The organism is Corynebacterium aurimucosum (assembly GCF_030408555.1).
Lineage (GTDB): Bacteria > Actinomycetota > Actinomycetes > Mycobacteriales > Mycobacteriaceae > Corynebacterium > Corynebacterium aurimucosum.
Map to the genome: position 1 here is coordinate 1751370 of NZ_CP047048.1, position 14940 is coordinate 1766309.

The following is a 14940-nucleotide window of genomic DNA, read 5'->3' on the forward strand; positions in this document are numbered from 1 at the left end:
GTGACATTGATCGCCGCCGCAAAAGGGACCTATGCTCAGCAAAGATGAACTCGCCCGCACCGCGCGCCAACGCCTTCTCCCCGGATTCGGTGACGCGGCCCAGGAGCGCCTCAACGCCGCGCACGTGCTCGTCGTGGGCGCCGGCGGACTCGGCTGCCCGGCCCTCCAGCAGCTGGCGGCGGCTGGCATCGGGCGAATCACGATTATTGATTCCGATACCGTCGATATCAGCAACCTGCACAGGCAGGTGCTGTTTGGTGTAGGGGACGTCGGCAAGCCCAAGGCCGAGGTAGCCGCCACCCGTGCCCGCGAGCTTGCCCCCGAGCTCACCATCACCGCGCTTAAAGAACGCCTCGGCTCCTCCAACGTCCTCGACCTGTGTTCCGAAGCCGACCTCGTCCTCGACGGCTCCGATACCTTCGATACGAAGTACCTCGTCGCTGATGCCTGCGAGCTCACCTCTACCCCGCTGGTCTGGGGTACCGTGCTGCGCTACGGCGGGCAAGCCGCGCTGTGGCACTCCGGGAATGCATGTGCTGACGGGCGCGGAGTGGGCTTGCGCGATCTCTTCCCCGCCCCGCCTAGTGGCGAGGCGCTCGAGTGCTCCACAGCGGGGGTCCTGGGGGCTACGACATCGGTCATCGCGGGGCTCATGGCCACCGCGGCGGTCGCCATACTCGGCGCACTCCCAGATCATCGGGACATGGTCGGGCGCGTAACCTCCTACGACGCGCTCCCCGGTAGCTTCCGCACACTGCGGGTGGGCGCCGATCCCGACCGCCCCCTCGTTACTGCCCTACCTGGCCGGCACACCCCGCCGCCGGAGCTTGTCACCGGCCGCGCTGCCCTCCTCGATATCTCCGAGGAGCCCAACTTTCCTTATGCCGCGGTGACACTGCCCTGGCATACCGTCACCGATGATGATTCCGTGCGCCGAGCACTATCCGCCTGCGCATCCGAACTGGTCTACGTGGCCTGCGCCTCCGGTGGGCGCAGCGCTGGCTTTGTCCTGCGCTACGCCGATCTCGCCGCGGACATGGGCATCGAGTTGCGCAACCTGCCCGGTGGGCTCGCAGCACAAGATTTCTAGGCGCCAGCCACCGCCGGCGTGCGGAAGAGATGCTCGTCGAGGATGCGCGCCGTGCCGTGGTGACGAGCCCGGAAAATCACGCAGGAAGCCACCAGTGCCAGAGCGGTCACGATGAACAGCACCGCAATACCCGCCCAGAAGGTGCCATCGTGGATGCCGTCGGTAGCGCGGGTAAAGGCGTTTTTCGCATAAGACATCGGGTGGAAAGGATGCAGCAAACTCAGCGGGCGTGGAATGGCGGCCACGGGCCACACGCCGCCGAAGACCATGACGCCTAGGGCAAAGGCACCGACTGCGAAGACGGCACCAATCTTGCGGCCGAAGGTTACGAGGAAGAACTGGTAGGCCGCCGCACCCACGGCCGCGATGGCGGCGATGACTAACAACATCATCGGCCAGCTGGCAGGACTCCAGCCCATCGTGGAGGACATCAAGCCCATGAAGGCCAAGACCAAGAAGTTCAGCCCCGCCACCACGCCGAAGGCCGCGAGGATGCCACGTACCGGGCTCGTAACTGCCTCGCCGCGACGGCCCAGGTAATACGGCAGCGTCATCGCCAGGAGCAGCATCACAAGGAAGCCGAAGACCAGCACGAAGAGTAGCGAGGCGCCACCCGTGATGTTCTTCTCGGTCGGGTCAACCGGGCTGACCACCGTCTGTACGGGGTGAAGGTTGGAGGAGGTGAAGTTGATGGGCACGGCCATGTTCTGTGCGGACGTATCCGGCTGGCTAATGGAGGGGGCTTTGGCGGCACCGTCGGCAAGTTTGGTGGCCAATTCGTTCGAGCCCGCCTTGAGCTGGTCCATGCCATCCTTCAGCTCCGTGCCACCGGCTGCCAGCTGGCTCGTGCCGTCCTTCAACGTGCCGGTGCCCTCATGCAAGCGGGAAGCACCGTCCTGCAGCTGGGCGGCACCGTCGCCCAGCTCGCCAACACCCGCGCGCAACTGCTGCGAGCCATCGGACAAACGGTGCGCACCGTCATTGAGGGCCATCATGCCGCCGAGGTACTCCGAGTTGGGATCGGATAGGTTGTAGTAGAGCTGACCGGTGCCGTCAGAGAGCTTTTCCAGTTGCGCCACCATGTTTCCACTGGCGGCCGGGTCCAGCTTCGAGACCAGGGAATAGAGTTGGTCGGCTTGCTGGTGCATGCCGAGGCCACGGAGGACGTCGACAAGTTGCAGCAGCGCTGGAGCTACGGCCTGCGCCTGCTTGAGCACCGGGATGAGCATGCCCGTCAGTTGGTTGACGCCGCCATCGATCTGGCCCGCGCCATCCGCTAGGCGGCCGGTTCCGGCGAGCAGTTTGGCGGAGCCGTCGGCAAGCTGCGCGGCGCCATCATCGAGCTGCGCGGCACCATCGCTGAGGCGCCCTACTCCATCATTCAGGCGGTTCGTGCCGTCCAGCAGCTGGCCCGTACCGTTGTTGAGATCGCCCGCGCCGGCGTCCAACTTGGCGATTCCCTCGACCGCGCGCCCGCCGCCTTCCTGCAATTTGCCCGCACCCTCATCGAGACGGCCGGCGCCCTCGGCCGCGGTTCCCAGACCATCGCTGAGTTTATTCAGCCCCTCAATAACCTGGTCGGCGTATTTCTTGGAAATCGCATTCTCCACGCTGGTCTGCACCTGCGGGATGAGGCTGGAAGAAATCACCGAGCCATTCGTGCCGTAGTAATCATTGGTGGCGAAGTGAATCTCCGGCTTGACCGGTTTATCGCTGATGATGGTGACGGCCTGCTCGGAGAAGTTCTTCGGGATGGTCACCACCATGAGGTATGTGCCCTTGAGCAGCCCCTCATCCCCGTCGCCCTTGCTGACTTCGGCAAAGTTCAGGTACTGCGTCTCCATTAGGCCTTCCACAACCTGATCGCCGTAGTTAGTGTAGGTGCCCTGCTTCTCGACGCCCGCGTCCTCATTCACCACCGCCAAATCAATGTTGCGCATGTACTTAGAGGGGTCCCACATGGCCCACATCATGGTGCCCGCGATGACGATGGGTGCTACGAGAAGGAAAACGATGAGCACGCGCGACAAGGTACTCGTGGGGCGCCAATCGAGGACGCGGTGCCACCCCATCGCCTCACTGTCGTGGCCTGCTGCGCTCCCCTTAGCTGCCTTGCCAGGCGAAGAAGTATTCTTCCGGCTTTCTTCCGTCTCACGGCGCATTCCCGCCTCCTCATGGTTTTAACTCTGGCCCGCTTATAGCCTTCTGCCCAGGACTTTCAGAGGAAGTACAACGATAAGCGGGACCACTAGTTCATTTGTTTCACCAAACATACCACCTAATATGTTGGCTCTGTAAACTTATGGCTATTCGTGTCATTGCACCCCATGCCGTTACTCCCGTGCGAGCTCCGAATCACGACCTGGTGACTGCGTTTGGCCGTGTGGGTGCTAGTTACTCCCGTGTGAGCTCCGAGTTACAAGGCACATGAACAGGGCGTTTCCCCCCTCCGGTTGCGAGGCGTTAAGGCCTGTTTTAGGCTCTGTGCCCATGGGGGATATTGAGACCTACATCCGCCTTCGTAACTCGGGGATTGCGCTGGTGGAAGCAGCAACCAGCACACCCGAAAGCTTGCGCGCGCTGGGCGCCTCACGCGGCGATGCGGCAGAGCTGGCGTCACTTCATGCCATCTATTTCGGCGATACCCGCTTCACCGGCAAGCAGCGCACCGCCCGCCAAGCAGCCCGACGCCAAGGCCACGACCTGGCCACACTAAGCCTCATTGAGTCCTACGCCGCCAAACTGAAGAAGCAACTCGACGTCTGGAATGTGCGCGTCACACTTGCATCCACACCTTCAGAACGGATTCCTTCAGTGGCGGCGGAACGTTTGAAGGAACTCAAACCGAAACGCGTGCCGTCGCCTGGGGTGCGCCTTACCTACCGCAAGAACGGCCCGTACTCGCTCACGGTTACCGACTCCGCGCTGAACATCTCCACCATGCGTAGCACCCTGGAGTCCATTAACCCCACCGACCTCTTGGACGCCACCCGTCAGGTCTTCTTTAAAGAAGGTGTGGGGTCTCGGCCGGCGGTGGGAACGAACGTCGTGATAACACTCGATGAGCTCGACAAAATCGTCCGTCATGACGGCGATGACATCGAACTCGAGCTCACCAACGGCGGGCGCATGAGCGGCGCGGAGTTTCTCACCTACAAGTTCGCCGAAACTGGCTACGCCACACTGGTCCACCCCACTATCGGCCCGGTGTGGTTGCACCGACTTTCGCGCTTTGCCAGCCTCGAGCAACGTATCATGGCCAGCGCGGAGCACCCCACCTGTGCTATCGAAGACTGCAATAAACCGGCGGACTACTGCCAGGTCCACCACATCATCCCTTGGCAGGCGGGCGGAGAAACCAACCCACCCAACCTGACCATGTTGTGCGCTTATCACAACGGTATTAACGACGATGACCCCACCAGCCCAACCGGCCGAGGCTATGTCTTTCGGCTGAGAGGACCCGTTGACTATATCCCGCCCTGGGGAACACCGATTACCGGGCAGCCGGCCTACCAAGAAGCCATAAACCGGCAGGCCACGAGCCCGACGCGCACTCCTCCAGGCCAACCACCCGATCCGCCGGACCCACACCCATCACCACCCAGCACTGTGTCGCCGCCCGGATAGTCTTCGCGGCAGCTTAGCCGCACACGTCCACACCCCGAACCGGCTCCCCACCAGCACGGAATGTCCTCTTAACACGGCGGACTCAGCCCTGCGCCACGCGGAAACCTCAGCTTTCTTGAGGCCTTCCGACTCTTTGGCGATCGCTCCATCCCATGGGCGTGTCCAATGCACCGTCCGTGCAGAACAGCCCGCCGAAAAACTCACAAACTCCCAACCGTTTGAACGGTCAGGGGTTTGTGGCGCGTGACTAGATGAGCTTTAAAAGCCGGCTTTCTTGAGGGCATCGGCCATCGAGCCACCGCCGCCGCGGTCCGCGCGGCCACGCCCTCCGTTGCGCCGGCCGGAACGGCCGCCTCGCCCCTCGGAACGCCCGCCGCCGTTGCGGCGCTTGGGGGCGGGCTGGCCGGGTTCGTCGTCAAGCCGCAGCGACAAACCAATGCGCTGGCGCTCCACGTCGACCTCCATGACCTTGACCTTCACCACTTGGCCCGAACGGACCACATCATGCGGGTCAGAGACGAACTTGTGGCTCATCGCGGACACATGCACAAGCCCGTCCTGGTGCACGCCAACGTCGATGAAGGCACCAAAGGCCGCAACGTTGGTCACGGTGCCCTCCAGAATCATGCCCGGTTTCAAGTCCGAGACCTTGTCTACGCCTTCCTTGAAGGTAGCCGTCTTGAATTCTGGGCGCGGGTCGCGGCCAGGTTTGTCCAGCTCCGCAATGATATCCGTCACCGTCGGCACACCGAAGGTATCGTCAGCAAAGTCCGCCGGCGACAGCTTCGTCAACACGCGCGAATTGCCGATGAGCTCCGAAACCCCCAGCCCGGTCTTATCCGCGATGCGCGCCACCACCGGGTAGGCCTCCGGGTGCACGGCCGAGGCATCGAGCGGGTCCTTACCTCCATTGATGCGCAGGAAGCCAGCCGCCTGTTCGAAGGCCTTCGGCCCCAAGCGCGGGACCTTCTTCAGCTCCTTGCGTGAAGCAAACGTGCCATTCTCATCGCGATAGGCCACGATGTTGGCCGCAATCGTGGAGTTCACTCCGGCCACGCGCTCCAGCAACGGAGCCGAGGCGGTATTAAGGTCCACGCCGACGCCATTCACGGCATCCTCCACCACACCATCGAGGGTGCGGGCGAGCGCGACCTGATTGACATCGTGCTGATACTGCCCCACGCCGATGGCCTTCGGGTCGATTTTCACCAACTCCGCCAGCGGGTCCTGCAGGCGGCGCGCGATGGACACCGCGCCGCGCAGGGAGACGTCCATGTCGGGGAACTCATCGGCCGCCAGCTGCGAAGCCGAATACACCGATGCACCGGCTTCCGAGACCACGACCGGGTTCGGCCGCTTCCCACCCGCCTGCGCGATGAGGTCCGCGACTTCACCGGCGAGCTTCTCCGTCTCACGCGAAGCGGTGCCATTACCAATCGCCATGAGGTCCACCGAATGAGCCGCGCTTAACGACGCCAACTCCCTCACCGCCTCAGCCCACTTCTGCTGCGGCTGGTGCGGGTAGACGATGGTGGTGGCAAGGACCTTGCCCGTCGGGTCGACGACCGCGCACTTGACGCCATTGCGGTAACCCGGGTCCAAGCCCAGCGTCGCGCGCTGGCCCGCCGGGGCGGCCAGCAGAACATCGCGCAAGTTGGTAGCGAAGACCTTGAGCGCTCCTTCCTCGGCCTTCTCCTTGAGACGCATGCGCACGTCGAGGCCCGAGGAGATGGAGAGTTTGGTGCGCCAGCCCCAGTGGACGGCGTCGGCAAGCCAGCGTGAGGTGGCAACGTCCAAGTCGAAGCGCTCCGCAATCATGCCCTCATACATGGCGTCATCGCCGGCATCGAGGTTGAGCTGCAGCACGCCTTCGTTCTCACCACGCAACAGCGCCAGGATGCGGTGCGAGGGAAGCTTGTCGAAAGGCTCAGAGAACTCGAAGTAGTCCTTGAACTTCGCGCCCTCGGTTTCCTTGCCTTCCATCACACCGGCATTCATGGAACCGCTGGTGTACATGCGCTCGCGCACTTCGCCGACGAGGTCCGCGTCCAGTGCAAAACGGTCCACCAAGATAGCGCGAGCACCCTCGAGGGCTTTCTTCGCTTCCTCGAAGCCTTCAGTGAGGTACTCCCCTGCCAGCTCGGCCGGATCCGCCGAAGGATTCTCAATGAGTTTGTCCGTCAGCGGCTCAAGTCCTGCCTCGCGCGCGATATCCGCCTTGGTCTTGCGGCGCTTCTTATACGGCAGGTACAGATCCTCCAGGCGCGCCTTGGTCTCGCAGCCCTGGATCAGTGCGCGCAGCTCATCGGTCAGCTTGCCTTGCTCCTCAATCGCGGCGAGCACCGTTTCCTTGCGCTCCTCCAGTTCCCGCAGGTAGGTCGAGCGTTCCTCGATGATACGCAGCTGCGAGTCATCCAGCCCGCCGGTGGCTTCCTTGCGGTAACGGGCGATGAACGGAACGGTGTTACCCTCCGCCATGAGCTTGAGGGCGGCTTCGACAAACTGCTCTTTGACGCCTAGCTCTCCAGCGATGGTGGCTGCGATATTCACAAAACCTCTTTATGGGTCGGGGACTTAAGACCTTCTCACCCTATACCCCGCCCTGCCACGCGCAGGAAGTGCCCAGCCCAAACTCGGTGTGACCAATCTCTGAGGTCCCGTACCACAATGTGTGCGGCGGCAAACAGTCCGCGACGGCCGCGGTGACCTTCGTCAGCGGTAAATCTGAAGAGCCGTTGACGATGACCCTCCACACGTGCTCACCCACCGGTGGCTGACCGTGCTTATCCATGTACTCGTTGACCAGAATGTTGTCGGGTTCGCAGGTAAATGACACGACCTCGGCGTTGATGTCCTGTGGCTCGACTCCGCCTTCACGCAAACGCTGCGGCATATTTTCGAGGACCTTGTTCCATTCAGCTTCGGTCATAAGTATTGACAAGTCAGTGCTCACGTCCATCTCAATCCTCCTTTAAGGTTTCCAGGTAGGCGCGATCGGCGTCACTTAGCTCCGCTGCATCCAGCAACTCTGGGCGGCGCTGCCACGTCCGCGCCAGCGACTGCTCGCGGCGCCACCGGTCCACACGGGCGTGGTCACCGGAGGTCAGCACGTCCGGAACCTTGAGACCGCGCCACTCGCGCGGCTTGGTGTAGCTGGGACCCTCCAGCAGGCCATCGGAGAAGGAATCTTCTTCGTGCGAGCGCCGGTTCCCCAACACACCAGGAATGAGGCGCACGACGGCTTCAGCGATGACGAGAACAGCTACCTCGCCGCCGATGAGCACGTAGTCGCCAATGGAGACCTCACGCACGCGGTAGCGGTGTTGCGCATCGTCGACGACGCGCTGGTCGATGCCCTCGTAGCGCCCGCACGCAAACACAATATGCTCCTCCGCGGACCAAGCTTGCGCATCGGCCTGAGTAAAGGGCGTGCCCGCAGGGGTCGGCACGATGAGCAGCGGTTTGTCCGAATCCTCGCTTTCACCATAAGAGCGCGCCTCGACGCCATGGATGTCATCGTGGCGCGGCTTGCTCAGGTGCGGCAGAGCGCTCTGGAGGTCCTGGGTGGAGGCGGTGCCGGAGGAGACGTCGTCAAGCGCCGGCCCCCACACCTCAGGCTTCATGACCATCCCGGGGCCACCGCCATAGGGAGAATCATCGACGGATTTGTGCACGTCGGTGGCCCACTGGCGCAGGTCATGCACGCCCACCGCGAGCTTCCCCTGCTCGATGGCCTTACCCAACAGCGCGTGGCGCAGCGGGTCGAGATACTCCGGAAAAATGGTGAGAACGTCAATCCTCATAGGTCGAGCAGCCCTTCCGGCGGGGTGATGGTGCAGGTCCCTGCCTCCAGATCGATCTCCGGCACGATCTCCTCCACGAAGGGCACGAGCGCTTCTTTGCCTTCGGTGAGCGTGACTTCTAGGAGGGACTGCGTCGGTCCGTGCGTCACGCCGGTCACCTCACCCACCTCTTTGCCATCAAGGAGGACGCGCAGGCCTTCCAACTCGTGGTCATAGAAGCCGTCGTCTTCTGGGTCATCCAGGGGTTCGGCGAAGAACTGGGTGCCACGCAGGGAATCCGCGGCCGTGCGGTCTGGGATTTCCTTAAACGTGATGAGCAGGCGTCCTTTGTGGGCGCGCACCGCTGCAATGGTGAGCTCATGTTCCTTCTTACCTTGCTTACCGTGAAGGACCTCGCCGACGGCGAATCGGGTCTCAGGGGAATCGGTGGTCACCTCGACGGAGACCTCGCCTTTAATGCCGTGGGATTTCACCACGCGACCAATGAGTAGTTCCATGCCTGCTAGCTTAACGGGCTACGCTGGGGCGGCGTGACTGAGCTTCCCATCAATGATGCAACCGCCTTTGGCGACGCCTCCCACAACAGTGCCGCCCTCACAACGCTGAATCTGCTCGATGAGGCCCCCGAGCCGCACCCCACACGCCCCAGACCAGCCGTTAAGAGGGTCCTCAGTGCCGACGGCGCAAACCTCATCCTCTTTTCATTCCTGCCGGGACAAGACCTACCTGATCACAAGGCCGCACACCCCATCACCGTGCAGGTGCTCCGGGGATCGGTGATTTTTAGTTGCGAGGAACAAGATGAGGTGCTCGCTCCCGGACGCATAGTGCACCTTCCGGCGTACGTGCCGCATGCGGTGACATGTAGCGAGGAACCTGCACTCATGCTGCTCACCATGTTGACACCACACACTAGCGCGAATGTATAGACTTTTAGTACTATTCTTATAGTGTGAGTAGTTCGAAGCCGTATCACCATGGAAATTTGCATGAAGAGATCCTCCAGGAGGCCATCAAGCTTGGCCGGGAGGGAGGACCGGAGGCGGTGACGATTCGCGCCGCAACGCGCGCGGTCGGTGTCTCCCCTACTGCCGCCTACCGCCACTTCAAGGATCAAGCCGCGCTTCTCGATGCCGTCGCGGACGTCGCCACCTACGAACTCATTACCAAGCTCAGCGAGGCCTTCGAAGAGACGGAAGGCACCATCGTCGACAAGATGATGGCGGCTGGTTTTGCCTACTACCACTACGCCTTGGAGGAGCAGAACTTCTTCGAGTGCATGATGGCCACGAGCGGTTTTGATATTCCAGCTGGACTCGCGGCCGCGGCCGAGGGCCCCAGCGAGGACCTACGCGTGCAGGCCACATTCAATTTCTACGGCTACATGGAGCAGTATGCGCGCTCCATCGGACAGGAACCCAGTAAGCAACACATGATGCAGAATTGCCTGGCCGGCTGGTCCACTGTGCACGGTTTCACAGTCTTGTGCCTCAGCGGTCATTTGAGGTCGCTACCGGAGGAAAAGGTGGAAGCCTTGGCGCAATCGGTCATAGCCTCCGCTGTCCGCGGCTTGGACTTCGACAATCCTCTGGAAGCGCACCACCCCGGGCGATCCTAAGCACTAAAAATCCCCGCGACCGACAGGTCAGCGGGGATAATCTTTTAGCCGAGTAGAAATTACTCTGCGGACTCCTCAGCCTCAGCGGAGTCGGCCTCTTCAGCCTTAGCGGCCTCTTCCTCGGCCTTAGCAGCCTCAGCGGCAGCGGCTTCCTCAGCAGCCTTCTCGGCGGCAGCCTTAGCCTCAGCCTCTTCCTTGGCCTTGCGCTTCTTCTCGGTGATGGCCTCGATGGTCGGGCCGTTGTTGGCCTCAGCCAGAGCAGCGTTGAAGAGGTCCAGCTTGGACGGCTTCTCCTCAGCAACCTTCAGGGTGCCCTCTGCACCCGGCAGACCCTTAAACTTCTGCCAGTCACCGGTCACCTTGAGCAGTGCGAGAACCGGCTCGGTCGGCTGTGCACCGACACCCAGCCAGTACTGAGCGCGCTCGGAATCGATCTGGATCAGGGACGGCTCCTGCTTCGGCTGGTAGATACCGATGTTCTCGATAGCCTTGCCGGAGCGGCGGGTGCGTGCATCAGCGACGATAACGCGGTACTCAGCGTTGCGGATCTTGCCCATACGCTGCAGCTTGATCTTAACGGCCATGATTGGCTCCTTTTCTAGTCACCGGGCAGTTCAGACACGCGCCGCTTGGTGGCGCGCCGGTTCAACCCTTGGATTTATCCTGCGCGTGACGTGCCGGCCGTCCGTAGGCGGTACCGGCGTTACGCAGAGATGAAGTTTTATGTGTCCTCCACGCTGTGCGTGAACAACCCCACCAACTTTAGCGGAACCCACACAAGATAGGAAATCCCCCTTAGCTCTTGCAGAGTTAGGCCTTACCCCGCGAAGGGGGTAGTCTGTAATGCGGTTATTTCGACGCCACACACTCCTCTTTTTATGAATAAACAAGCCCCCTCTACATTCCGCTACCGTTACGACCTTGACGGCCTCCGCGGCATCGCGATCGCCTTGGTTGTTCTGTACCACGTCTTCGTTGGTCGTGTCTCAGGTGGCGTCGATGTCTTCCTCCTGCTTTCCGGTTACTTCTTCTTAGGCTCGCAGCTGCGCTATGCCGCACGGCCGAATGCCTCCCTGAACCCGTGGTGGCCCATCTGGCGCACGCTCCGCCGGCTTGTTCCTTCCCTCGTGCTCGTCATCGGCGTGAGCTATGTGCTTGTCCGGCTCTTCGCGCCGAAGCTCATGAACACGGAGCTCACCAAGCAGATCACTGCGACGGTCTTCTACTACCAGAACTGGGAATTGGCACGGCAGAACGCTGACTACGCCGCCGCTTCAGCAACAACATCGCCTCTGCAGCACATGTGGTCCATGGCAGTGCAGGGCCAGTTCTACCTGTTGGGTATCTTCTTCGCGCTCGGCCTGGCCGCGTTCATGCGCCTGCGCCCAAAGAACACGGGGTTACGAGAACAGCGCTTCTCTTCCATTAATTCCATCGCTGGCCCGATTCTCCTCGTAGTTACCGTCGTCTCTTTTGCCTATGCATCCCGCGACGGACTCTTCGGCACCCCCGAAAACTACTACTCCACATGGTCTCGCGCTTGGGAGCTGACTTTGGGCGCAGTGCTCGTCATTTATGGTTCGCACCTGCGCATGCCGCAGCGCCTGTCCAACCTCGCCACGGCTCTCGGCTTGGCGGCTCTGGCTGGTACCGGCCTACTTATCTCCGACAGCTTGGCCTTCCCTGGGCCGCTGTCTCTTCTGCCCATCGGCGGTGCAGTACTCATCATCATTGGTTCTGGCGGGTCGTTCTCGCGAGTGCTCACCACCCGGGTATCTCGCTGGCTCGGTGATATCGCCTACCCGCTCTACCTGTGGCATTGGCCGCTACTCATCATTTCCATCGCTGCGCTCGGTCTTGAGACTCCTCCGTGGTGGCTCGGATCCATCATCATCGTGGTGTCGCTGGGCTTGGCGGACGTGACGCACCGTTTCGTCGAAAAGCCCCTGCGCCAGCACCGCAAACGCCCGCTTGCCGACGACCTCCCCGTCCACCGCGGTTTCGCCGACCTTCGCACGCGCACCGGCGCTCTGCGCGGCGTTGGCGGAGTCGTCGTCGCCGCCTGCACCGTTGCACTCGTGGCCGTTCAACCGCTGTGGCTGCGCAGCCTACAGGAGGCGAACCACGAAATCCTCGACCCGAAGCTCTACCCAGGGGCAACGACCTTCGTCGAGAACATCACGCCGCCTGAGAACGTAGAGATCAAGCCTGATCCGATTCTCGCGCGTGGCATCCAGCCGCCAGTCGCCGATAACTGGTGCTTCATCCCGGAACAAGAGCCAACGGACTACTTCATCGAGACCCAGAAGGACGGCGTGACGCCGTGCATCTTTGGTGACGTTGATTCCGACGTCGAGGTCTACTTAGTAGGCGGTTCGCACGCGGAGCAGTACTCTTCGGCCTTGGATCACTTGGGCCGCGAGATGGGTTTCAAGCTGGTTCCGCTCACCCGCGTGGGTTGCCCCATTGAGCTCGGCGATGAACTGAGTGTCAAGCCTTCTTGCGCCGAGTGGAGCAAGGAAGCGGTCAAGCGCATTATCGACGCGGACCCGGCCCTCGTAGTTTCTAATTCAACGCGCCCCGGTCAGCCCTTGGGTCACGGCCCAGACGCTGTCCCGCCCGGCTATAAGGCCTTCTGGGACGAGTTGGCCAAGCACGATATTCCCTTCTTGGGCTTCCGTGATAACCCGTGGGGATTCGATGAGCACGGCAATGGCCTCCAGTTTGATGAATGCTACGTAGCCACCCAGGATTCCCTCGGCTGCGGCATGCGTTTCGAAGAGGTCTACGCTCCCTATGACCCCGGCGCCGAAGTCCTCTCCCAGTACAAGAACATGCTGGCCGTGGACACCTCGAAGTGGTTCTGCGATGCCAACGGCGATTGCCCGGTCATCATCGGCAACATCATGGTCTACCGCGATATGCACCACTTCACCAAGGCCTTTGCGGATTCGGCCATCCCGCTCATCCGTGAAGCCATCACCCCCTTCCTCAATGGCGAGACGGTGCAGCAGCAGCCCCCGCAGATTCCGACGGACAGTCCCATGGTGCCCCAGACCGCTGAGACGTCACCGGCCACACCCGCGGTGCCTATCCCCTATCCTGCATATCCAGCAGATAAAGCCATTTAATCCAAAAGGGCCGGCGCTAAAAAGCGCCGGCCCTTTCTTAACGAAGAATGCTGCTGCATTCTTCGTTATTTCTTTTTGCCCTGCCCAAAGTCCAGGTTGTTGAGGTCGATATTCTCCATGCCCTTGGGCATCTTGATATCGCCTAGCCCGGGCATGCCGCCGCCGAGCTGTTCCTGCATCTTCTGCAGTTCCTGCATCGACGGCATCCCGCCACCCATGCCAGGCATTCCCCCACCACGACGCTTCGGCGGCTTGCGCTTACCATTCTTGCCCTTGCGGCCCTTCGGCTTCTTCTTGGTAGCGGAACGCCCACCGCCCATGCCCGGCATGCCAAAACGACCGGCCATCTGCGACATCATCTTCTTGGCTTCGGTGAAGCGCTCGATGAGCTGATTGACGTCAGAAACGCTCACACCAGAACCGAGGGCAATACGCTTGCGGCGCGAAGCGTTGAGAATCTTCGGGTTCTCGCGCTCCTCCGGCGTCATACCGCGGATGATGGCCTGGATGCGGTCGAGCTGCTTTTCGTCGACCATGTCGGCGATCTGGTTCATCTTGTTGCCGCCGGGCATCATCTTGAGCAGGTTGCCCATCGGGCCCAGATTGCGCACCATGAGCATCATGTCCAAGAAGTCATTGAGCGTCATCTCGCCGGAGCCCATCTTCTTGGCGGCTTCCTCCGCCTTGGACTGATCCAGCTTGGATTCCGCCTGCTCAATCAGTGTCAGCAGGTCACCCATGCCCAGAATTCGCGAGGACATGCGCTCCGGGTGGAAGACATCGAAATCCTCGAGCTTCTCACCGGTGGAGGCGAACATGATGGGCTTGCCCGTGACCTCACGAATGGACAGCGCCGCACCACCGCGAGCGTCACCGTCCAGCTTGGTCAGGACGACACCGGTGAAGTCCACGCCATCGCGGAAGGCCTCGGCGGTCTGCACTGCGTCTTGACCGATCATCGAGTCGATGACGAAGAGGACTTCGTCCGGGTTGACGGCGTCGCGGATATTGCGGGCCTGCGTCATCAGGGTTTCATCAATGCCGAGGCGGCCGGCGGTATCGATGATGACGATATCGTGCTGGGTGCGCTTGGCCTCTTCGATACCGCGCTTGGCGACGTCCACCGGATCCCCATGAGAGGTACCCATCTCATGCTCGTGGGAATCCAGGGAGGTGCCAGGATCCGGAGCGTAGACGTCTACCCCGGCGCGCTCGCCGACGATCTGCAGCTGCTGCACCGCGCCCGGGCGCTGGAGGTCACAAGCCACCAGCATCGGGGTGTGCCCCTTGGAAGCCAGATGCTTGGAAAGCTTGCCCGCCAAGGTGGTCTTACCAGCACCCTGAAGGCCGGCGAGCATGATGACCGTCGGCGGGTTCTTCGCCAGGTTTAGGCGGCGGGTCTCGCCGCCTAGAATCTCGATGAGCTCCTCGTTGACGATCTTGACTACCTGCTGCGCCGGGTTCAGTGCCTCGGAAACCTCGGCGCCTGCCGCGCGTTCCTTAATGCGCTTAATAAAGCCGCGCACGACGTTGAGCGAGACGTCCGCCTCCAGCAACGCCAGACGGATTTCGCGTGCTGTGGCATTGATGTCCGCCTCGGTCAGCTTGCCCTTGCCGCGCAGGCCGGACAGGGCTGATTGCAAGCGGTCAGACAAAGACTCAAACACG

At 61.8% G+C, this 14940-nt stretch carries 12 protein-coding genes; 5 read left to right on the top strand and 7 right to left on the bottom strand.

Features of this window, described 5'->3' with window-relative positions; translation table 11 throughout:
• Positions 1–31 precede the first annotated feature (31 nt).
• Positions 32–1090, top strand: coding sequence for a ThiF family adenylyltransferase (locus tag CAURIM_RS08270; protein ID WP_201827909.1), 1059 nt, complete (start codon positions 32–34; stop codon positions 1088–1090).
• On the opposite strand, the gene CAURIM_RS08275 is transcribed toward CAURIM_RS08270, so the two are convergent.
• Positions 1087–3252, bottom strand: a complete 2166-nt coding sequence (locus tag CAURIM_RS08275) for a YhgE/Pip domain-containing protein (protein WP_236659253.1) — start codon at positions 3250–3252, stop codon at positions 1087–1089. The genes CAURIM_RS08270 and CAURIM_RS08275 overlap by 4 nt on opposite strands.
• A 328-nt stretch (positions 3253–3580) precedes the next feature.
• Between CAURIM_RS08275 and CAURIM_RS08280 the strand changes: the two genes are divergently transcribed.
• Positions 3581–4720, top strand: coding sequence for an HNH endonuclease signature motif containing protein (locus CAURIM_RS08280; RefSeq protein WP_201827904.1), 1140 nt, complete (start codon positions 3581–3583; stop codon positions 4718–4720).
• A 258-nt stretch (positions 4721–4978) separates the two neighbouring features.
• On the opposite strand, the gene CAURIM_RS08285 is transcribed toward CAURIM_RS08280, so the two are convergent.
• Genes CAURIM_RS08285 through rimM form a run of 4 tightly spaced genes read right to left on the bottom strand, consistent with a single transcriptional unit; the run spans position 4979 to position 9020 of the window.
• A complete protein-coding gene (locus tag CAURIM_RS08285; RefSeq protein ID WP_201827901.1) occupies positions 4979–7270 on the bottom strand; it encodes a Tex family protein in 2292 nt (763 codons plus the stop codon).
• 40 nt (positions 7271–7310) lie between these two features.
• Complete coding sequence (locus tag CAURIM_RS08290; protein ID WP_201827898.1) at positions 7311–7679, bottom strand: hypothetical protein; 369 nt, start codon at positions 7677–7679, stop codon at positions 7311–7313.
• A gap of 1 nt (position 7680) precedes the next feature.
• On the bottom strand, positions 7681–8523 hold the full coding sequence (gene trmD, locus CAURIM_RS08295; protein WP_201827895.1) for a tRNA (guanosine(37)-N1)-methyltransferase TrmD: 843 nt from the start codon (positions 8521–8523) through the stop codon (positions 7681–7683).
• Positions 8520–9020 (bottom strand): ribosome maturation factor RimM, encoded by a 501-nt coding sequence (rimM, locus tag CAURIM_RS08300; protein ID WP_070643806.1) that lies wholly within the window; start codon positions 9018–9020, stop codon positions 8520–8522. Before rimM ends, trmD begins: the two co-directional genes overlap by 4 nt.
• A gap of 33 nt (positions 9021–9053) precedes the next feature.
• Between rimM and CAURIM_RS08305 the strand changes: the two genes are divergently transcribed.
• Both CAURIM_RS08305 and CAURIM_RS08310 read left to right on the top strand, forming a co-directional pair.
• On the top strand, positions 9054–9452 hold the full coding sequence (locus tag CAURIM_RS08305) for a cupin domain-containing protein (protein ID WP_201827892.1): 399 nt from the start codon (positions 9054–9056) through the stop codon (positions 9450–9452).
• A 23-nt stretch (positions 9453–9475) separates the two neighbouring features.
• Entirely contained in the window at positions 9476–10141 is a 666-nt protein-coding gene (locus tag CAURIM_RS08310) for a TetR/AcrR family transcriptional regulator (protein ID WP_201827890.1), read from the top strand.
• Between the two features lie 59 nt (positions 10142–10200).
• Here the strand turns inward: CAURIM_RS08310 and rpsP are convergent, their stop codons facing one another.
• The gene (gene rpsP, locus CAURIM_RS08315) at positions 10201–10725 is read right to left on the bottom strand and encodes a 30S ribosomal protein S16 (RefSeq protein WP_070445501.1); all 525 of its coding nucleotides are present in this window, start codon (positions 10723–10725) and stop codon (positions 10201–10203) included.
• A 294-nt stretch (positions 10726–11019) separates the two neighbouring features.
• Here rpsP and CAURIM_RS08320 point away from each other — a divergent pair, with 294 nt between their 5' ends.
• Positions 11020–13272 (top strand): acyltransferase family protein, encoded by a 2253-nt coding sequence (locus CAURIM_RS08320; RefSeq protein ID WP_201827887.1) that lies wholly within the window; start codon positions 11020–11022, stop codon positions 13270–13272.
• 65 nt (positions 13273–13337) lie between these two features.
• Here CAURIM_RS08320 and ffh read toward each other — a convergent pair whose 3' ends face one another.
• Positions 13338–14939, bottom strand: coding sequence for a signal recognition particle protein (gene ffh, locus CAURIM_RS08325; protein WP_070526920.1), 1602 nt, complete (start codon positions 14937–14939; stop codon positions 13338–13340).
• Position 14940 lies beyond the last annotated feature (1 nt).

Bases quoted from the DNA above. Each gene is read 5' to 3' on its own strand.
- CAURIM_RS08275 (WP_236659253.1), bottom strand. From the start codon at position 3,252: ATGCGCCGTGAGACGGAAGAAAGCCGGAAGAATACTTCTTCGCCTGGC.
- rimM (WP_070643806.1), bottom strand. From the start codon at position 9,020: ATGGAACTACTCATTGGTCGCGTGGTGAAATCCCACGGCATTAAAGGC.
- CAURIM_RS08290 (WP_201827898.1), bottom strand. From the start codon at position 7,679: ATGGACGTGAGCACTGACTTGTCAATACTTATGACCGAAGCTGAATGG.
- CAURIM_RS08280 (WP_201827904.1), top strand. From the start codon at position 3,581: ATGGGGGATATTGAGACCTACATCCGCCTTCGTAACTCGGGGATTGCG.
- rpsP (WP_070445501.1), bottom strand. From the start codon at position 10,725: ATGGCCGTTAAGATCAAGCTGCAGCGTATGGGCAAGATCCGCAACGCT.
- trmD (WP_201827895.1), bottom strand. From the start codon at position 8,523: ATGAGGATTGACGTTCTCACCATTTTTCCGGAGTATCTCGACCCGCTG.
- CAURIM_RS08320 (WP_201827887.1), top strand. From the start codon at position 11,020: ATGAATAAACAAGCCCCCTCTACATTCCGCTACCGTTACGACCTTGAC.
- CAURIM_RS08270 (WP_201827909.1), top strand. From the start codon at position 32: ATGCTCAGCAAAGATGAACTCGCCCGCACCGCGCGCCAACGCCTTCTC.